The organism is Streptomyces sp. NPDC001219, from assembly GCF_053597915.1.
The window spans coordinates 67,476-85,563 of record NZ_JBSFJF010000012.1 but is presented as its reverse complement, the minus strand read 5'-3'; the positions used below and the strand labels follow the sequence as shown (position 1 = coordinate 85,563).

Here is an 18,088-nt window from a genome sequence, read left to right as displayed (position 1 = left end):
TCACGACCGGGCATGGGCCGACAGGGTCGCCAGCCCCCGGGCCAGATCCTCCTTGAGGTCGTCGAGGGCCTCGAAGCCGGCGTGCAGGCGCAGCAGGGGGCCGCGGCCGGTCCAGGTGCCCGGGAGGCGGTGGGTGACCGGATCGGCCGGCACGATCAGGCTCTCGTAGCCGCCGTAGCTGTGCCCGAGGCCGAACAGCCGCAGCTCCCCGAGCAGCGCGTCCACGGCGGGCTTGCCGGGCCCGGGGGCGAGTTCGAGGCCGAACAGGCCCGCGGCGCCGGTGAAGTCGCGGCTCCACAGCTCGTGCCCCGGGTCGCCCGGCAGCGCCGGGTACAGCACGGCACGCACCCCCTCCTGTTCGCGCAGCCAGGAGGCGAGGCCGACGGCCTGGCGATGGTGCTCCCGCATCCGGACGCCGAGCGTACGGAGCCCGCGCAGGCCCAGATAGACATCGTCCGCGCCGGCGCACTGGCCGAGCCGGATCGCCGTGGCGCGCACCGCGGGGTAGGTGTCCTCGGTGCACACGATGGCCCCGAGGATGCTGTCGGCGTGACCGGTGAGGTACTTCGTCGCCGAGTGCACGACCACGTCGGCGCCCAGCTCCAGGGGGCGGTGGAAGGCGGGCGTGGCCCAGGTGTTGTCGATGACGGTGACCACGTCGTGGCTACGGCACACGCTCGTGACGGCGGGGACGTCCTGTACCTCGAAGGTGGTGGAGCCGGGTGACTCCAGGCAGACGAGACGGGTGGTGGGGCGGATCAGGTCCTCGATGGACTTGTCCACTCCGGGATCGTAGTACTCCGTCTCCACGCCGAGACCGGCCAGCGAGTCGCAGAACTTGCGGGTGGGCAGGTAGACGGAGTCGCTGACGAGGAGGTGGTCGCCGGCCCGGACGAAGGACAGGATCGCCGTGGTGAGCGCCGCGAGCCCCGAGCAGGTCGCGACGGCGGCGTGCCCGCCTTCCAGGTCGGACAGTGCCGTCTCGAAGGCGCGGCCGGTGGGAGTGCCGAAGCGGCCGTATACCGGCATCCGGCGCTTCAACGGGTCGGCCTGCGAGGCGTCCATCGCGGCCACGTCCTCGTAGAGCACCGTCGAGGCGCGGTGGACGGGCGGGTTGACGTAGCCGTGCTGCTGCCGCGGGTCGGACCCGGCGTGCACGAACCGGGTCTCCATCGAGGGTTCGCCGGTCATGACACCACTTCCAGATCCGCTGTCTCGCCCTGCGGTGCGGCCGCCGCGGTCCGGTGGCCGCCGAGTACCAGGGCGATGGCGGCCGCGACGGCGCACTGCACGGCGACGGCGATCCAGAACATGCCCAGGTCGTGTGCGCTCTCGTAGTGGGCGAAGAGGAAGCCGCCCACGACACCGGCGAGGAGGCCGCCGATCCCCGCCGTCAGCCGCTGGACGCCGAAGGCGAAAGCCGGATTGCTGGGCAGGCGGTCGACCATCTCCAGGTCACAGCGCAGGAAGAGGAAGACCTCGCCGAGGCTGAAGAGCACGGTGCCGCCGAGCAGGGCAGCGGTGTGCCCCAGCGACATCACGGCCGTCCCGGCAGCCATCAGGGCGAACGAACCGGCCACCAGGCGGCGGTAGTCGGCCCGCGCGATCCATCCCGACAGCGGCGGCTGGAGCGCCACCATCATGGCGCAGTTGACGAGCATGGCCCAGCCGAGCACCTGGATGTTGTGCACGCCCGCGGCGTACAGGCCCAGGAAGCTCTGGAAGAAGAAGTAGAGGTAGAAGGCGAGGGCCGTGAACAGCACCGGCCGCAGGGCGCCGTGCAGGGACCGGAGTTTCCCGGCGGGGGCGGGCCCGTCGGCGGTGACACCGCCCGGCGGGGTGTCCCGGCGGCGGGCGAGGGGCCGCATGGTGAGCTGGTGGGCCAGGGTGATCAGGCCGAACAGCGCCGCGGCGCCGAGGAGCAGCGCCACCGGATCGGCGTCGATCAGGACGGCGGCCAGCAGCGGCCCGAGCCCCATCCCGGCGTTGAGGGCCGCGCTGCTGACGCCGAGGAACAGCGGCCGCAGCTCGTCGGAGACACAGGTGACGATGTACGCCTTGTTCGCCGGGAGGTAGAGCGCCGGACCGGCGGCGACGAGGACCACCGCCGGGTAGGCGACCCAGGGGACCTGCACGGCCAGCCCCAGCAGGAGCAGACCCGTGGTCCGCAGGGCGAGGGAGCCGACCATCGTCCGCTTCAGGCCGAGCCGGTCCACGACCAGGCCCCCCAGGATGCTGCCGCCGAACTGGATGAACGTGGCGACGGCCACCAGCACACCGGCCAGGCGGACGTCCAGGCCCACCGCCTGGACCATCAGGACACCGATGAACGGGGTGACCATGTAACTGCCGAGGGCGACCACGAAGGACAGCACGATCAGCGACCTGAGGCTCGACGACAGCCCCCTGAACGTCTGCCACTTGGCGGAGAGCGAGGACCTCATGCCGACGGCCCTCCGCCCCGCGGACCGGTGACGACCGGCCGGTCCGCGCGCGGCAGACCCCATTCGCTCCAGGACCCGTCGTACACCGCCAGGTCGTCGTATCCGGCCAGCTCGGCCCCCAGCGCCAGGATGCAGGCGGTGACGCCGGAACCGCAGGTGAAGAGCAGGCGCCGGCGCTCCCCGGCGAGCGGGGCGAACGCCTCGCGCAGCTGCGCGGCGGGACGCATCCGGCCGTCCCGCTGGAGCTCGCCGAACGGCAGGTTGAGCGCTCCGGGCATATGGCCGGGACGCAGCCCCGGGCGGGGTTCGGCGGCCGCGCCGGCGAAGCGCTCGCGGGTGCGGGCGTCGACGACCGCCGAGGCCGGATCGGTCAGGGCCGCGGCGACCTCGTCGCCGCCGACGATCAGACCGGGACGCGGCCGTGCGGTGAAGTCGCCGGGGCGCGCGGCGGGCGTGGGCGCGCCGGTCTCCAGGGGCAGTCCGGCGGCGCGCCAGGCGGGCAGGCCGCCGTCGAGCACGGACACCCGGTCGTGGCCCATGGCCCGCAGCATCCACCAGGCGCGGGCGCTGGAGTAGAGGCCCGCCCCGTCGTAGACGACGACGGTGTCGCCGCTGTCCACGCCGAGTGCCCGCAGTTCCCGGGTGAAGTGCCCGGCGCCGGGCATCGTGTGCGGCAGCGGACCGGAGTGGTCCGAGAGCGCGCCGTCGATGTCGAAGGGCCGTGCCCCCGGTATCCGTTCGCCGGCGTCGCGGTGCGCGCCGATCGAGGCGTCGAGCACCACCAGCCCGGGGGTGCCCCGTCGCTGGGCCACCCAGTCCGTACCGACCAGCGGGCCCGGCAGGGCGCCGGGCACCGGCTCGTTCATCGGGTGCCTCCCATGGGAGCGGGGGACCACTCGGCGCGGTCGGCGAACCAGGCCGCCACCTGTTCCAGATGGGCCGCCACGTCCTCCTCGGTGTCGCCGCCGACGACGTAACCGGCAAGGAAGAGACCGGACTTGACCCCGCCGTGGAACTCCTGGCCCACCCCGCCGGTGAGCGCGGCCTCCTTGACGCACGCCGGCTCGTCACCGGAGGGCAGCCGGGTCAGCACGCCGTTCGACGGCGGGATGCACAGGGCGCCGGTGGGCCGGTAGGCGGGGGTGCCCAGGGTGCTGGGGAGGCCGCATTCGGCGTACAGCCACTCCTTGTCGAGATCGATGCCGAAGGCGTGCCGGACCATGGAGCTGATCATCCCGCCGCCGGTCCGGCTGGCGATCTCGCAGAACACCGTCCGGTCGTCGGGGGTGATCCACAGCTCCGCGTGGAAGGCGGTGTGCGGTGGGGTGGGCAGCTCCGCCAGCACCGCCCGTGCCGCCTTGAGCAGCCGGTCGTGCACCGGGTCCTGGGGTGTCAGCGGGAGGTTGGCGACCCAGTCGTTCGCCCGGAAGGACAGGCAGTCGTTGAGGTAGCGGAAAGGGTGGGCGAACACCACCTCGCCGTTCACGACCAGCCCGTCCACGTGGTACATCTGCCCGGGTACGAACACCTCGATCTCGCTCGCGCCACGCCACGGCCGGGCCAGGTAGGCGTCCAGCTCCGCCTCGTCACGGATGATGGCCGCGCCCAGGGAGCCGGACTCCGAGAGCGGTTTGATGACCACGGGATAGCCGTGCTCGGCGACGAACTCCAGGGCGGTGTAGGCCGAGTCCAGCGGCCGGTAGGCGGGAACCTCCACCGGGCCGCCGGCGAGGTGGTCCTTCATGACCACCTTGTCGCGGAACGCCAGGGCGCTCGCGGTCCGCTGACCCGGCAGGTCCAGCAGGTCACGCAGCTGTGCGGCGCGTACCACGTCCGCCTCGGCGCGGGCGAAGACGGCCGTGACGGCGTGCTCGCGGGCCAGGCGCAGTGCCGTCTTCTCGACGAGCTGGTTGGTGTCGTAGTCGTCGAAGGCGTGCACGTGGGGCAAGTGGCCGTATCCGGCGGCGAATTCGGTGGTGGTGAGGATGACCGGCACGACGCCGGAGCCGGCCAGCCAGCGGTCGTACGGGGTCTTGGCGTAGGGCGTCTTGGCGAAGACGAGGACGTGCGGCATGTGCGTGTTCTCCTTCAGCCCGTCGTCTCGACGAGCGGGAGGCGGCGGCGTGCGGGGACCCGGGAGACCAGCTGCTGCTCCTGGGCGAGTTCGCGGGCGAAGCAGCCGTCCTTGTAGACACCGGTGAGGCGCTTGGTGGTGAACGCCTCGATGGCCGCGTGGTCGAACTCCAGGTCGTAGCGGACGTCCTCGCCTCCGTCGGCGACCGTGCGGACGAGGGTGCCCAGGTGCGGCTCGAAGGTGTTGACGCAGCCGACGATGTCGCCGATCTTCTCGCGGCGGCCGTCCGCCGACTCCGACAGCACGCTCACCTCGGTGGGGATGGCGGCGAACAGCTGCCGGCCGGCCCGGCACCAGCCGACATGGCCGGGGAACCCCATGGCCTTGATGCCGAAGGTCCCGAAGTCCTCACTCACCCCGAGCTGGAAGTTCAGCTCGACGTTCTCGTGCAGCCACTTGAAGTCGCGGTAGGCCTGCTCGATCTCCTCGTAGCCGAGCTGGAGTTCGGGGTGCCGGCCGCCGTGGTCGGAGAAGTTGTTGAAGCGGACCGTGTCGACGCCCAGCTTGTTGAAGTAGTGGGCGTAGCGCTCCAGGGACCGGCGGCCGTGGTTGTGCCGGCCGATGGTGACGCCGATGTTGACGCGGAAGGCATCCGACCGGTCGGCGTCCGCGGGAAGCGTGCTGCGGTGGTGCTCGTTGTAGTGGTCGATCCGGCGCAGCACCTCCTCGGTGTTCGCCCCGCTGAAGACGCCCTTGATCGGGTAGCTGCCGTCGTCGATGACGGCCAGGTTCTCGTCGATGACGCCGTGGTACGTGATGGAGATGGTGCCGTAGCCGTTGACCCGGGCGAGGTCGAGGAGTTCCAGGTAGTTGTCGGCGAGCAGCGGGCGGCCGCTGGTCCAGGCGTCGCCCTTCTCCATCGTCTCGGTGGGCTTGTGGTCGGATTCCTGTCTGAACTCACGGTTGTTGGCGGGGCCGTAGAGGCGCATGAACGCCCCGTCGTAGGCGAAGCTGTCCACGTACCGCGGGTAGACGTGGTAGCCGTGCGACTGGAGTCCGGCGAGAATCCGCGGGCCTTCCTCCATGGCGAACGACTTGTCGTAGACCTTCTCGTAGTTGACGAACCAACAGTGCGTACATTTCTGTCCGCAGGTGTTCTTTCCGACCTTGGTGTCCAGGTCGAGGTAGATGTGGATCTCCTCGGGCCTGATCTCCTGGAACGGCGTGCTGAACGGCTCATCTCCGTGGAAATCGTAGGAAATCGGCGCGTTGTCGACGGACATGGTTCCCCCAGGGCGTGGTCGAGTCGTGGGAAGAGCGAGGCGAGACGTGCGGCTGTGAGCGGCGCCGGGGCGCCCTGGGGCCGGGTGGCCCGGACCGAAGTGCGTGGGTGTTGCTGCGTGTTACGCGACGGGCGTGGGCTGTGCGGCGGTGCTCGGCGGGGCCGTGCTGCCGGGCCGGGCGGCCTCGGGCCGTGCGGTGGAGCGGCCGTCCGCGACGCGGCGCGCCAGGGGCACGGTGACGTCGGGGCGGGTGGTGACGACGGGCAGCGCCGTCAGCTCGGCGACCGCCGCCAGGCACGCTGCCGTGTCCGCGGCGGTGACGACGGCCATGCCCAGGCGGTCGGTGGAGGACCGGAGCGGGCGGACCGGGTCGCCCGGCTCCACGGTGACCTCCCACTCCACGATCGTTCCGTGGGTCAGGGACGGTGGTGGGGCGACGTCGGTGACCGTGCCGGGCGCCGCGGTGAAGAACACGGTCGCGGCGGCGGGGGCCGCGACAGACGTGCGCGGCACTCCCGCGCCGACCGCCCATCCGAGGGCGGCGACCCGCCAGTCGATCCCCGTGGTCAGCCGCACCAGGTCGGCGATGCCGTCGCCGCCGAGGCGGTTGTGCGTCTCGATGACGATGACGCGGTCGCCGTCGACCTTGACCTCGGTGTGGCTCGGCCCGTCCGCCAGCCCGAGGGCGTCGAGCAACCGCCCGACGGCCTCCTCGACCCGTGCCCGCCCGCCGGCGTCCAGCGCCGGAGGCGGCATCATGTGGCTGACCTCGACGAAGCCGCCCGTCGTCCCCTTCTGGGCGATGCCGACGACGGTGTGCCGGCCGCCGGCCGACAGCGTCTCCACGCTGAACTCCAGCCCGCCGGCGAAGGCTTCGAGCAGGGTGCCGGCGGTCCGGCGGTCCGCCGGCAGGTCCGCCGCACGGTCCAGCAGGGCCACGGCGTTGCTGCCGACGCCGCTGACGGGCTTGGCCACCACGGGGCTGTGCCCGGCGAACAGCCGGGCCACCGCGTCCGGGTCGTCGCCGCAGGCGAAGGCCGGGTTCAGCTGCGGCGCCCGCCGTTCGAGGACCCGCCGCATCTCCAGCTTGTCGCGGGTGCGCCGGACGACCGTGGGGGCGACCCCCCGCAGGCCGAGCCGCTCCGTCGCCACGGCCGCGGGCTCCAGACCGAGTTCGGTCAGCGAGACGACGGCGGTGGGCGACAGCGGCTTGAGCACCTCGTCGACGAACGTGAGGAAGGCGGCGCGGTCGTGGAAGTCGACGGTGTGCACCTGCCGGGTGCCCGCCGTCCGCCCGCCGTTCCGGTCCAGGGCCGGGGCCCCGGGCAGCTGTACATGAAGGAGATCACCGGGGAGAGCCTCGGCCGCTCGCGCGACCGTCGGATTGGCACCGATGACCACCAGGGTCACGACAAGGTCTTTCTGGTGTGCATGCTGCGATACATGGCTGGCCCCCCGTTTTCTTCCGGTCCGGGAACACGTCCGCCGACGGCTCCTGGACCACATGAACCGAGCCAGCGCCAGACGGGGGCCGTAACGCGACGACCGACCGTTCGAGTGGCGAGGCGAAGACAAGGTCGCAGCGGCACTCGGCCGCTGTCAACAGATATACGCAAAGCTTGACTTGCCAGAAAATCCGCTCTGACCTGCAGCAAATCCCATGGTTTACAGAATTGACCGAAACCATGCGACGCCTGTCCCGTATTCACCCCTGACGTCTTCCGGTCGATGTCACCCCCACCCCGACCCGCCCGGAATCGAACGGCATCACCCGACCCCTGGCCGTCAGCTCCAGGTCAGCACCCCGTTCCCAAGGAACCCCCGACGCACCCTCCGGGGACTCCTTTCGGACAGGGCGCGGCACCCACCCTTGACGGCAGCCGTCCGTCACTCCCTTCGACGGACGCGGCCCCGGAATCCGGAGAAGCTACGCACAAGTACAGGCCGCCGGTTCACGAGGAGACGCAGTCCCCGTACGGCGAACGCGGGGGCGGCGCCCCGTTGCCCTTGTCATGCTGGGCCGCATGGTGATTCTTGACGGACAGCCCGTGTCCACGGACGACGTGCTCCCCCTCGCCCTGACCGGCTTCGGCCACTTCACGTCCCTGCGCGTCGACGCCGACCGCAGCATCCGTGGCCTGACCCTGCACATGGAACGCCTCGTGCGGGACAGCGCGATCGTGTGGGGCACGAGCGTGGACACCGGACGCGTCCGCGCGTACATCCGCCAGAGCCTGGAGGGGAGGACCGGCCCCTGCGTCGTCCGCGTGACGGTCTACGACCCGACGATGGACCTGGGCCGCCCGGCGGACGCCGACGAGCCGCACCTCATGGTGTCCGTCCGCGCCGCCGGCGCGCTGCCTCCGGAGCCGCTGCGCGCCAAGAGCGTGCCCTTCGAGCGAGACCTGCCCGAGGTGAAGCACTGCGGCCTCTTCGGCGCCCAGTACGCCCGTCGTACGGCTCAGCTCGCGGGATTCGGCGACGCCTTGTTCGTCGGCCGCGACGGCCTCGTGTCCGAGGGCGGCACATGGAACGTCGGATTCGTCGACCAGGACGGCGACATCGTGTGGCCACAGGCCCCCGTGCTGCCCGGTGTCACCATGGCGCTGCTCCAGCAGCACGCCGCCCACCGCGTCGCCACCGTCACCCTGGACGAGGCCAAGGGCATGGCGGCCGCCTTCGCGACGAACACCGGCATCGGGGTCCGGCCCCTGTCGGCGATCGACGACACTCACTTCACCACCGACCACCCCGCGTTGCGCCGCCTGCAGGAGACCTACCTGTCGATCCCCGGCGAGACCCTGTAAGGCGGGGCCACGACCGGCGTGCCCCGGCGGACCGGCGGCGAGACCGGGCCCCCGCGCCGAGCGGTCGGCGGTCAGCCGTCGGACGGGGCCTCGGCGACCTCGTCCAGGAGGTGAGGCCCGTTGTTCCGGACGCTGTTGACCGCGGTGGAGACGGCGCGGGCGTCCAGGTGGCCGGCCGCCGGCGCGGTGAGCAGCGCGCGGAGTTCGCCGGGGTCCTCGTGGGCGGGGTCGAGCCAGGCGCTCCAGTCGGCGGGGGCGATGGCGAGCGGCATACGGGGGTGGACGCGTCCCGCGGCGTCGGTGGCCTCGGTGGTGATGATCGTGCAGGTGGTCCACCATGCCCCCGGTGCCTCGTCGGTGTCGGGGGCGCGCCAGAACTCGTAGAGGCCGGCGAGCGCCATGGCCTGGCCGTCCTCGGGGCTGATGAAGTACGGCTGCTTGCGGGCCTTGGCCGTCCCGGTCGCCGCGACGGCCTGCCATTCGTAGAACCCGTCCGCCGGCAGCAGGCACCTGCGCTTGGCGAAGGCCCGGCGGTAGGCCGGCTTCTCCGCGACCGTCTCCACCCGGGCATTGATCATCTTCGCGCCGGTGTTCAGGCTCTTCGCCCACGACGGCACCAGCCCCCACCGCAGCGGCCGCAGCTGCCGGGTGACCTCGCCGGTGTCGCGCTCGACGCGCTCCAGCACCGACCACACGTCATCGGTCGGGGCCACGTTCCAGCTCGGCCCGAGCACCTGATCGGTGTCCCAGCGCGTCACGTCGAACAGGTCGACCAGATCCTCCGGACGGCGGGTGGACACATATCGACCGCACATACCCTCCACCCTGCCACGCCACGGGCCCGTTGCCCGGTCACCCACGCCTCCCCCTGACCCGCCGGGGCCGGCCACGGGCTGGGGAACGCCCACCTGCGCGACCCGGTGCCGCGCGCCTGTCCCACGGCGGGTGCCGCAGGCACTTAAATACGGAGCGTGACTAGAGAGCCGCAGCGCTTCACGATCCTGTTGGTCCCCGAGCACGTCGAGGACAGAGGCGGTGCCTCCGTGGAGGACTCAGCCGTACGGTCGGCAGTCGTCGAGGCGACGGGCGAGACCGGCGCCTCGGGCTACCCCCGCTACGTCGGACACGGGATCGTGGCCGACATCGACCCCGGCACCCGCACCGTCGAGGCGCTGCTCGTCGACGGCTCGGAGCTGGACTACGGGCTGACCGCCCTGGTCACGTCTTGATCGCGACAGCCGGCCGATCCCAGGGACACCCCTAGCTCTCAGGGTGGGTGGCCGTCCCTCCAGAGAATGACGCCGAGGGCCCGTGGTGGCACTCCAGGACCGTCCGGCTTTGGGGCCCTGTGGGGGAGGACGGCGCTGACATGTGCCATCGAGGATGGGGACGTCGCCATCTCCGCCCCTCCTCCAGGAGTCGCCATGTCCTGCACGGCAGCCGTTCCGGGTTCCCCACGCCCCTCCGCCGCCCCCGGCGCGGTGGTGCACGGCGGGCCATCGCGGGGCACGCCGAATCCGCGCACCCGGCGTGAGATCACGCGCTGACCGCTGCCTACCCGCTGCCCGGCGAAAACCTCGCTTGAGCACACCCTCCTGACTTTTCCCTTTCACGGCCCGGTAAAGACAAAGGGTTTCGCCGGTCGAGATTCCCTGTCATGGAGACCTGACTCCCTTTTCCGTAAGGGCGGTTCGCCGTACGCGGCTGCTTCGCCCCCTCACAGGAATTCCCTTTCCTCATGCATGAGAACACTGCTCACGGTCGCGTCCGGACCCGGCGTGCGACCGAAGGATGGACCTTCTTGGTGGAATCGGTGCGGAACCATCGCACGGTCGGTTCCGTCGCCCCCAGTGGTAAGTCGCTGGCCAACCTGCTGGCCAACCCGTTACTGGAACGCGCGCCGCGGAGTGCGAACGTCCTGGAAGTGGGCGCGGGTACCGGCTCGGTCACACGGGTTCTGCTGCCCCGAATACCCCGGGGAAGCCGGCTGGACATCGTGGAGAACAACGCCCAGTTCGCCGCGCACCTGCGTGAGCTGGTTCGCGGGTACCCGCAGCTGCGGGAGCAGCAGGAGCGGGTGCGCGTCCACAACATAGGTGTCGAACAGCTCGCCACGGACCGCCGCTATGACGTGATCGTGTCCGGCCTGCCGTTCTCCAACTTCGCCCCCCGGCAGGTTGACGACATCATGGGCCGCTACTTCGATCTGCTGCGCCCCGGAGGCACGCTCACCTACTTCTCCTATTGCGGCAGCCGCTGGGTCCGCGCCCTGCTGGCATCCCGCCCGGAGGCCCGCCGGCAACGCGACGTCAAAAACCTGTTGAACCAATACCACCACCGCTACGCGACCGGCTGCTGGACCGTCTGGGGAAATCTGCCGCCCGCGACGGTATGGCAACTGCGCCGGCCCCTCGACGCCGTCCACCACTCCGACATGGTGACCGCCCAACCGCCTCTGGCGAGCTAGCGCGATGGGCAGCCTCGCCGAACTGCTCAGCGACATTCCCCCTGTCGCCGCCTATGCGGTGCTGGCCACCGCAATCATCGGAGAATCCATATTGCTGGTGGGCGCCCTCATCCCCACCCTCGTGCTCATGCTCACCGCGGGCGCCCTGGCCCGCACCGGCAGCCTGCACCTGGCGGGGGTCATCGCAGTCGCCGCCGGCGCCGTCATGATCGGCGACGCTCTCGGCCACCGAACCGGTCATCTGCTGGGCAGGCGCCTGCGTACCGCGAAGCTCGGCCGCCGCATTCCCGCCTCGGCGTGGCAGCGGGCCGAAACCCTGATGAACAAGCGCGCCGGCCAGACGCTCCTGATATTCCGCTTCGTACCGGTCATGCGGACCATCGCCCCGCACATGGCCGGCATCACCGGCCTGCCGTACCGTCATATCGCCCCGTACAGCGCCCTGGGCTCGGTCGCGTGGGCGAGCGTGGAAAGCGGCACGGGCTACACGGCGGCCTTCTCCCTCCAGCACCTCTCGTGAGGGCGGGACCGCCGCGGTGGCGTCGGCGCGGTGGGCCCGCAGGGCGCTCCCGTGGAGGATGCGGCGGAAGAGTCGTGGAGACTTGAGCAATGCTGAACGAAGTCACAGCGACCCGCTATGTCACGCCCTTGCGTGAGGGCGGCTCGCTCCCGGGGATCGTCGAGGGGGACGACCTCGGTACCTACATCATGAAGTCGTCTACCTAGTTGCCCTGACCTGGGGTGATGCGGTCATGCGTGTCTCTGAACTGCGGAGATGGAACTTTCAGGGGCTTTCAGGTTCGTGCCGCGTTACGCAGTCGATTCTCCCCACGCGCTCCCCAGCGCCGCCCAAACTCCCCAGATTCTCCCCAGGGAAGCCATGTACAGCGGGATGAGGGCGTCGTTGGAAGCGAGATCGATGCGACGCTGTGAGCTACGTTGCGTGACTGCCGTAGGCCAGGAAGAAGACCACCAGCAGGTTCTTCGTCTGCTGGTGGTACAAGGCTCATAGCGATGCTGACCTGCTGAAATGAAGGATTTGGCCGCCGACGACAGCGTGCTGGTCCGTCTATGGTCCGGATCTTGTTGTCAGCCATCCGGGTTGCGGGGACAGGGCTGTCGGCCCCGCCCAGACGGTGACAGTCCCTGGGCCCCAGGCACATGATCAGGAGCAGCGCGACGCCGGCCCGGCGATGACCGTGGTCGTTGCCTTTCGCGGTAACCGTCGCTCCACAGCCTGTAGTGGGCGAGGCCGGCGTGGTGGACACGACCGCCTGCGACCAGCTATGCGTGCAGGCATGCATAGCTGGTCAGGTGCTGGGCTCGATACCCATTCGGCTTCCATTGGCACCAGGTTGGTGGCCGTGTTGTGGGTGTAGCGGGTTGGTCAGCATCTTTGCAGCTCAGAGGTGGTGCAGGTCGGATTGGTGCATGTGCATGTGTCGCCACCTGTCGCCACCTCTGGCAGGACGCATGCTGACTCAATGCTGACTTCCCTGACGATACGTCAGATATATCTGATGGCGCGTCACGATGTTCTTCGTGTGACCTGGATTGGGGGAACGGGTGGCCTCGGGCGTCGAGCGGCTCTGCAGGCTCGATTTTCGGAGTTGGCTCGCCATTTAACGTCTTTCTTGGGGATGGGCTGGCTGGCGTTCAGAGGGGCGCTAGAGGCGGGATAGCTTATCTGCAGTGCGCCTTAGTGAGCTTTGTGTCCGCTGCTACCCTGCGGCCTTAGGATTTCCTCATGGTGCAGAGGATTGTCGCCATTTTCACGGGCGACCTCATGGGCGAAGAGGCGTATGACGCCGCTACCCACACCTTCGCTCTCAAGGGTGTGTCGTATGAGGTCGTCCTCGAACCCGGAACCCTACAGGTGGATGCTCGGGGCTTTCGGCCCTTCCGTCAAGGCGGCCCGGAAGGATGAGGGGGCAAAGGGGTGGGCAGCTAAGCGCTTGGTCAAGGTTGGAGAGGATGCTGTAAGGATCTGCGCGTGGGCGAGGGAAATGGCTACGAGGTCAACGACCGCGGCCGAGTGCCTGCTGAAATCCGCGACGCCTTCTACAAGGCGCACTGGCAGACGTGAAGAGATTGGAGCCCCCGGTCAGGAGTCTCTTCGCCATGGCTACGCGGGTGCGAGGTGCGGCTCCCGTGTGCTTGTTCTGTACGAGTTGCCGGCGACCGTAGGGGAGTCGCCGTGGCAGTGGGCGTGTGGGGCAGAGCAGGTCTGATACCAGTATGCGCAATCACTTGTTCACCGTGCCGACGTAGTGGCCGCCCGTCTATCTGGAATGGGTCGGGGCGTCGCTGTGCATCACTGTTAGCTACCAAAGCGGACGGTGATCCCGCCGAGCGAAATCGTCACCGCATCATCCGCCTCGTTGGCCTTGCGTCGCTGGCACTACTCCGGACTCCGCCCATAGTCGGCGAATCAGATGCCACATTGCCGACCGCGTCCTATCAGGTGGCTATCCTTGAACAGTGTGTGGGTCGGCAAGTCGCCCGTCTGCGTTGGCTTCCGGCTCTAGGTGAACAAGGTCTTCTCCAGTGCCCGCTGCGTCGACGGCCAAGACGTTGGCAAGCCGGACGTGCGATATGGCGGCACGGAGCGTGGAAAGCTGCCTTTCAAAAGCGAGGTCTCGGAGATCAGTATCAACCGTTTCAACGTCCGTCTCCACCACTCGGCCCCGCGCGATGTGTATCTGCGCCAGGTGATCAGAGTCAGATGGCGAGTAACCGCACGATTAGTCCTGTCACTGAGCCGCATCGGGTCCGGCTCACCTCCGCTCGCGCGGAGGGCCCGAGAGAAGTTGAAGTGCCCCCGGGCACCTCTACGGCTCACCTCCGCTCGCGCGGAGAGCCCTCGAGGAGGGCCGGGTTGATCGGTGCCACCGTCGGCTCACCTCCGCTCGCGCGGAGAGCCCCTGAGCCGGTACATGGTCGCGGCGGAGATGTACGGCTCACCTCCGCTCGCGCGGAGAGCCCTCGTCCAGCTCGAAGCCCATCTCGGCCAGGAGCGGCTCACCTCCGCTCGCGCGGAGAGCCCCCTTCGCGACCTGCGACGCTAGGGGTACTTTGCCAATTCGTGATTCAAGAAGCGCCGGTCATGCACCCGTCCGAATCTACCGGGGCCGCACGGCCTCTCGCAGGCACTGACCGGCCCACGCGACCGCTCACAGCCGCCTGCGTCGAGAGGACTGGTACATCAGGCGGGACCCGATGTGAGCCTCCGGCCCATCTCCGCCTGCGCGGAGAGCACCGCTCGGCCGACACCAGAGTACCGGCGGTCTCCGGTTCTCCGCTCGCGCGGAGAGCACATTCACAACTCGTTCGGCCTTGAGATGTACCTCGGTTCAGCTCTGCCTGCGCGGAGAGGACGGCCAGACGGACCACTCGGACCCTGGGCCCAACGGCTCACCTCCGCCCGCGCGGAGAGCACGGCATGTACGCCCGGTAAGGCGTCCACGGCTCCGGTTCACCTCCGCTCGCGCGGAGAGCACTCGGGCCGGTAGCCCTCGGTGCGGTCGTCGGCCGGCTCACCTCCGCCTGCGCGGAGAGCACCATCCACCACACCGTCACGTCGGGCGTCGACGCGGTTCACCTCCGCTCGCGCGGAGAGCACGGCTGCTGGCAGGACGCGCAGCGCCCGACCTCCGGTTCACCTCCGCTCGCGCGGAGAGCACATGACCTCAGCCCGTTCACGGGCCTCCTGCGCCGGTTCACCTCCGCTCGCGCGGAGAGCACGCGGTCCGCGCATTTGCGTCCAGGTCCTGGAACGGTTCACCTCCGCTCGCGCGGAGAGCACCGTCGCCTGAGCAACTCCAGCTACCCACAGCCCGGTTCACCTCCGCTCGCGCGGAGAGCACTTGTGGGAGTCGGACGTCCGGCTCGATGAGGTCGGTTCACCTCCGCTCGCGCGGAGAGCACCTCGCCGGTGTTCTCAACGAGTTCGATGGCGAAGGTTCACCTCCGCTCGCGCGGAGAGCACGCGGCCTGTCCGCTTGGCAGGGCGCACCGCGCCGGTTCACCTCCGCTCGCGCGGAGAGCACCGAAGGCGGCCCCGCCCACCCGGCGAGGCCGCCGGTTCACCTCCGCTCGCGCGGAGAGCACTTCCGAGCCTGGTCACTGGCGGGGAAGTTCACCGGTTCACCTCCGCTCGCGCGGAGAGCACCCGAACCAGCCACCGCAGTTGGCGCACTGCATCGGTTCACCTCCGCTCGCGCGGAGAGCACCCGTGCGTGCAGTACCGCAGTGCTCGCAGTGCCGGTTCACCTCCGCTCGCGCGGAGAGCACAGCCCGGAGAGCGCGGTTCACCTGCTCCGCCGCGGTTCACCTCCGCTCGCGCGGAGAGCACGACGCTCTGTGTCGCCGCCTCCCCCTTGCTGGTGGTTCACCTCCGCTCGCGCGGAGAGCACGCACGACGGACTTCTTCGAGCCGAGCCGCAGCTGGTTCACCTCCGCTCGCGCGGAGAGCACTTGGCGCGGCGCGTCGTCGCGGAGACGCGCATCGGTTCACCTCCGCTCGCGCGGAGAGCACGGGTCCCGCAGGACGCCGGGCGGCGCCGACTACGGTTCACCTCCGCTCGCGCGGAGAGCACCGGTGAAGGGTGAGAGCAGTGAGTGATATCGACGGTTCACCTCCGCTCGCGCGGAGAGCACACAATCCGGCCCGATGCTGCTCCCGGCCGGAACGGTTCACCTCCGCTCGCGCGGAGAGCACGCGGCCGCGCGGGCCGCGCCGTACGTCTCCAGCGGTTCACCTCCGCTCGCGCGGAGAGCACCCTTCGCGACCTGCGGTGTTAGGGGCGCTTTGCCAATTCGTGATTCAAGGAACATCGGTCATGCACCCGTCTGAATCTACCGGGGCCGCACGGCCTCTCGCAGGCACTGGCCTACCCACGACCGCTCACCTTCGCCCGCGCGAAGAGCACTTGGAGACCGCGCTCCGCTTCGCCGTACGGGCCGGCTCGCCTTCGTGAAGGTGACGCCCGGGTGCGCGGCGAGGAGGTCGCTCCAGGCCGGCACCTCCGCCTTCACGGAGAGGCCAACACCTGGTCCGGGGCTCCCGGCATGGCCGCCGGCTCACCTCTGCCTGCGCGGAGAGGCCACCGCCGTCGTCACGCTTCCAGCCCGTGGAGCGGCTCACCTCCGCCTGCGCGGAGAGGCTGGCGAGCCCCGTCAGGCGCTCAAGCCTTGCGACGGTTCACCTCCGCTCGCGCGGAGAGTACTGGTGGTGCGTGGCCGGCGCGGCAGCAGCGGCCGGTTCACCTCCGCCTGCGCGGAGAGCACCCACTCGATCAGGTCCGGGTCCGGCAGGTCCACGGTTCACCTCCGCCTGCGCGGAGAGCACGAGGGCCAGAAGGCCGTGAAGCGCCAACGCCTGGGCTCACCTCCGCTCGCGCGGAGAGCACCCGGCCGGCGCCGCACTCGGCCCGGACGACGGCGGTTCACCTCCGCTCGCGCGGAGAGCACGAGCTTGCCCCGTACAGCGGTCATGAAGCGTCCGGTTCACCTCCGCTCGCGCGGAGAGCACTGGCGGGTGAGGACGCCGTCGTGGGCGAGGCGCGGTTCACCTCCGCTCGCGCGGAGAGCACCAGATCGAGCGCGACCCCGGCCGGGGGTACATCGGTTCACCTCCGCTCGCGCGAAGAGCATCCCCGCGTTCGTCCGTCGACGTGCTGCCCGGCCGGTTCACCTCCGCTCGCGCGAAGAGGACGTACGAAGTGCCGGTCAAAGGCCGCCGCCATCGGTTCACCTCCGCCTTCGCGGAGAGGTCTTGGTGCCGACACCCGGGATGCCCTGGACCAGCGGTTCACCTCCGCCCGCGCGGAGAGCCCTGGCACAGCTCGTGGACGAGGATGTTCTTCCGCGGCTCACCTCCGCTCGCGCGGAGAGCCCGCCGCCTGCGCCCTGCGCGGCGAACACCGCACCGGCTCACCTCCGCTCGCGCGGAGAGCCCGCCGCCTGCGCCCTGCGCGGCGAACACCGCACCGGCTCACCTCCGCTCGCGCGGAAAGCCCGCGTCCACGCGAATCCGCGCGCTGCTCAGCGACGGCTCACCTCCGCTCGCGCGGAAAGCCCGACTCCGATGCCGGAGATGCAGAGCTCTCCCACGGCTCACCTCCGCTCGCGCGGAAAGCCCCCTTCGCGACCTGCGACGCTAGGGGTACTTTGCCAATTCGTGATTCAAGAAGCGCCGGTCATGCACCCGTCCAAATCTACCGGGGCGGCACGGCCTCTCGCAGGCACTGACCGGCCCACGCGACCGCTCACAGCCGCCTGCGTCGAGAGGACTGGTACATCAGGCGGGACCCGATGTGCGCCTCCGGCCCATCTCCGCCTGCGCGGAGAGCACCGCTCGGCCGACACCAGAGTATCGGCGGTCTCCGGTTCTCCGCTCGCGCGGAGAGCATGCCACCAGCCCGGTCACCACGTTGATCGTCGTCGGTTCACCTCCGCCCGCGCGGAGAGCACATTCACAACTCGTTCGGCCTTGAGATGTACCTCGGTTCAGCTCTGCCTGCGCGGAGAGGACGGCCAGACGGACCACTCGGACCCTGGGCCCAACGGCTCACCTCCGCCTGCGCGGAGAGCACGAGGTCGGGGTCTTCGACGAGGACGTCCTCGCCGGTTCACCTCCGCTCGCGCGGAGAGCACACCCTCGCCGGAGACCTCGTCCGGCGCCTGAACGGTTCACCTCCGCTCGCGCGGAGAGCACGGCATGTACGCCCGGTAAGGCGTCCACGGCTCCGGTTCACCTCCGCTCGCGCGGAGAGCACTTGCGCAGCGACTCCTTGGCCTCCCGCTGTGCCGGTTCACCTCCGCTCGCGCGGAGAGCACTACAGCCGGGCGTACGAGTCGATACCGTTGACCGGTTCACCTCCGCCTGCGCGGAGACCACTTCTACCGGCAATCTTCCGGCACGTGATGTCACGGTTCACCTCCGCCTGCGCGGAGACCACTACAGCAGCGGCCAGGGCGCGCTGAATACGAACGGTTCACCTCCGCCTGCG

At 70.0% G+C, this 18,088-nt stretch carries 14 protein-coding genes, 1 pseudogene and 2 CRISPR repeat arrays; of the genes and pseudogenes, 7 read left to right on the top strand and 8 right to left on the bottom strand.

Features of this window, described 5'->3' with window-relative positions:
- The 6 genes from metC to ACWC9R_RS10380 all read right to left on the bottom strand — a co-directional run bounded on the left by metC (position 1) and on the right by ACWC9R_RS10380 (position 7,211).
- Positions 1 to 1,191 carry a cystathionine beta-lyase gene (gene metC / locus ACWC9R_RS10405; RefSeq protein ID WP_450730279.1) on the bottom strand — a complete coding sequence of 397 codons (1,191 nt, stop codon included), beginning with the start codon at positions 1,189 to 1,191 and terminating at the stop codon, positions 1 to 3.
- Positions 1,188 to 2,444 (bottom strand): MFS transporter, encoded by a 1,257-nt coding sequence (locus tag ACWC9R_RS10400; RefSeq protein WP_450730277.1) that lies wholly within the window; start codon positions 2,442 to 2,444, stop codon positions 1,188 to 1,190. Before ACWC9R_RS10400 ends, metC begins: the two co-directional genes overlap by 4 nt.
- Positions 2,441 to 3,310, bottom strand: coding sequence for a sulfurtransferase (locus ACWC9R_RS10395; protein ID WP_450730275.1), 870 nt, complete (start codon positions 3,308 to 3,310; stop codon positions 2,441 to 2,443). Before ACWC9R_RS10395 ends, ACWC9R_RS10400 begins: the two co-directional genes overlap by 4 nt.
- Complete coding sequence (locus tag ACWC9R_RS10390; protein WP_450730273.1) at positions 3,307 to 4,518, bottom strand: ATP-grasp domain-containing protein; 1,212 nt, start codon at positions 4,516 to 4,518, stop codon at positions 3,307 to 3,309. The genes ACWC9R_RS10395 and ACWC9R_RS10390 overlap by 4 nt, the downstream gene beginning before the upstream one ends.
- A gap of 14 nt (positions 4,519 to 4,532) precedes the next feature.
- Positions 4,533 to 5,801: a radical SAM protein gene (locus ACWC9R_RS10385; RefSeq protein WP_450730271.1), complete on the bottom strand. Its 1,269-nt coding sequence runs from the start codon at positions 5,799 to 5,801 to the stop codon at positions 4,533 to 4,535.
- Between the two features lie 120 nt (positions 5,802 to 5,921).
- Positions 5,922 to 7,211: an ATP-grasp domain-containing protein gene (locus ACWC9R_RS10380; RefSeq protein ID WP_450730269.1), complete on the bottom strand. Its 1,290-nt coding sequence runs from the start codon at positions 7,209 to 7,211 to the stop codon at positions 5,922 to 5,924.
- Positions 7,212 to 7,825: 614 nt separating this feature from the next.
- Between ACWC9R_RS10380 and ACWC9R_RS10375 the strand changes: the two genes are divergently transcribed.
- Positions 7,826 to 8,608, top strand: a complete 783-nt coding sequence (locus ACWC9R_RS10375; protein ID WP_450730268.1) for an aminotransferase class IV family protein — start codon at positions 7,826 to 7,828, stop codon at positions 8,606 to 8,608.
- A gap of 71 nt (positions 8,609 to 8,679) precedes the next feature.
- On the opposite strand, the gene ACWC9R_RS10370 is transcribed toward ACWC9R_RS10375, so the two are convergent.
- Positions 8,680 to 9,423: an SOS response-associated peptidase gene (locus tag ACWC9R_RS10370; protein ID WP_450730266.1), complete on the bottom strand. Its 744-nt coding sequence runs from the start codon at positions 9,421 to 9,423 to the stop codon at positions 8,680 to 8,682.
- A gap of 156 nt (positions 9,424 to 9,579) precedes the next feature.
- On the opposite strand from ACWC9R_RS10370, the gene ACWC9R_RS10365 reads away from it, so the two are divergent.
- The 6 genes and pseudogenes from ACWC9R_RS10365 to ACWC9R_RS10340 all read left to right on the top strand — a co-directional run bounded on the left by ACWC9R_RS10365 (position 9,580) and on the right by ACWC9R_RS10340 (position 13,161).
- Positions 9,580 to 9,837, top strand: a complete 258-nt coding sequence (locus ACWC9R_RS10365) for a hypothetical protein (protein ID WP_362613947.1) — start codon at positions 9,580 to 9,582, stop codon at positions 9,835 to 9,837.
- Positions 9,838 to 10,346: 509 nt separating this feature from the next.
- The gene (locus tag ACWC9R_RS10360) at positions 10,347 to 11,075 is read left to right on the top strand and encodes a class I SAM-dependent methyltransferase (protein ID WP_450730264.1); all 729 of its coding nucleotides are present in this window, start codon (positions 10,347 to 10,349) and stop codon (positions 11,073 to 11,075) included.
- A 4-nt stretch (positions 11,076 to 11,079) separates the two neighbouring features.
- Positions 11,080 to 11,595 (top strand): DedA family protein, encoded by a 516-nt coding sequence (locus ACWC9R_RS10355; protein ID WP_450730262.1) that lies wholly within the window; start codon positions 11,080 to 11,082, stop codon positions 11,593 to 11,595.
- A gap of 89 nt (positions 11,596 to 11,684) precedes the next feature.
- Positions 11,685 to 11,789: pseudogene (locus tag ACWC9R_RS10350) on the top strand (HipA family kinase); the annotation flags it as partial.
- A 1,033-nt stretch (positions 11,790 to 12,822) separates the two neighbouring features.
- Positions 12,823 to 13,002 carry a hypothetical protein gene (locus tag ACWC9R_RS10345; RefSeq protein ID WP_450730261.1) on the top strand — a complete coding sequence of 60 codons (180 nt, stop codon included), beginning with the start codon at positions 12,823 to 12,825 and terminating at the stop codon, positions 13,000 to 13,002.
- Between the two features lie 66 nt (positions 13,003 to 13,068).
- The gene (locus tag ACWC9R_RS10340) at positions 13,069 to 13,161 is read left to right on the top strand and encodes an Lsr2 family DNA-binding protein (RefSeq protein ID WP_450730259.1); all 93 of its coding nucleotides are present in this window, start codon (positions 13,069 to 13,071) and stop codon (positions 13,159 to 13,161) included.
- Between the two features lie 687 nt (positions 13,162 to 13,848).
- Positions 13,849 to 14,121: direct repeats of the CRISPR family, unit length 29 nt.
- Positions 14,122 to 14,423: 302 nt separating this feature from the next.
- Positions 14,424 to 15,856: direct repeats of the CRISPR family, unit length 29 nt; unit sequence CGGTTCACCTCCGCTCGCGCGGAGAGCAC.
- A gap of 397 nt (positions 15,857 to 16,253) precedes the next feature.
- On the opposite strand, the gene ACWC9R_RS10335 is transcribed toward ACWC9R_RS10340, so the two are convergent.
- A complete protein-coding gene (locus ACWC9R_RS10335) occupies positions 16,254 to 16,397 on the bottom strand; it encodes a hypothetical protein (RefSeq protein ID WP_450730258.1) in 144 nt (47 codons plus the stop codon).
- Positions 16,398 to 18,088: the final 1,691 nt, after the last annotated feature.

Bases quoted from the DNA above. Each gene is read 5' to 3' on its own strand.
- ACWC9R_RS10395 (WP_450730275.1), bottom strand. From the start codon at position 3,310: ATGAACGAGCCGGTGCCCGGCGCCCTGCCGGGCCCGCTGGTCGGTACG.
- ACWC9R_RS10345 (WP_450730261.1), top strand. From the start codon at position 12,823: ATGGTGCAGAGGATTGTCGCCATTTTCACGGGCGACCTCATGGGCGAA.
- ACWC9R_RS10400 (WP_450730277.1), bottom strand. From the start codon at position 2,444: ATGAGGTCCTCGCTCTCCGCCAAGTGGCAGACGTTCAGGGGGCTGTCG.
- ACWC9R_RS10355 (WP_450730262.1), top strand. From the start codon at position 11,080: ATGGGCAGCCTCGCCGAACTGCTCAGCGACATTCCCCCTGTCGCCGCC.
- ACWC9R_RS10385 (WP_450730271.1), bottom strand. From the start codon at position 5,801: ATGTCCGTCGACAACGCGCCGATTTCCTACGATTTCCACGGAGATGAG.
- ACWC9R_RS10370 (WP_450730266.1), bottom strand. From the start codon at position 9,423: ATGTGCGGTCGATATGTGTCCACCCGCCGTCCGGAGGATCTGGTCGAC.
- metC (WP_450730279.1), bottom strand. From the start codon at position 1,191: ATGACCGGCGAACCCTCGATGGAGACCCGGTTCGTGCACGCCGGGTCC.
- ACWC9R_RS10360 (WP_450730264.1), top strand. From the start codon at position 10,347: ATGCATGAGAACACTGCTCACGGTCGCGTCCGGACCCGGCGTGCGACC.
- ACWC9R_RS10390 (WP_450730273.1), bottom strand. From the start codon at position 4,518: ATGCCGCACGTCCTCGTCTTCGCCAAGACGCCCTACGCCAAGACCCCG.
- ACWC9R_RS10375 (WP_450730268.1), top strand. From the start codon at position 7,826: ATGGTGATTCTTGACGGACAGCCCGTGTCCACGGACGACGTGCTCCCC.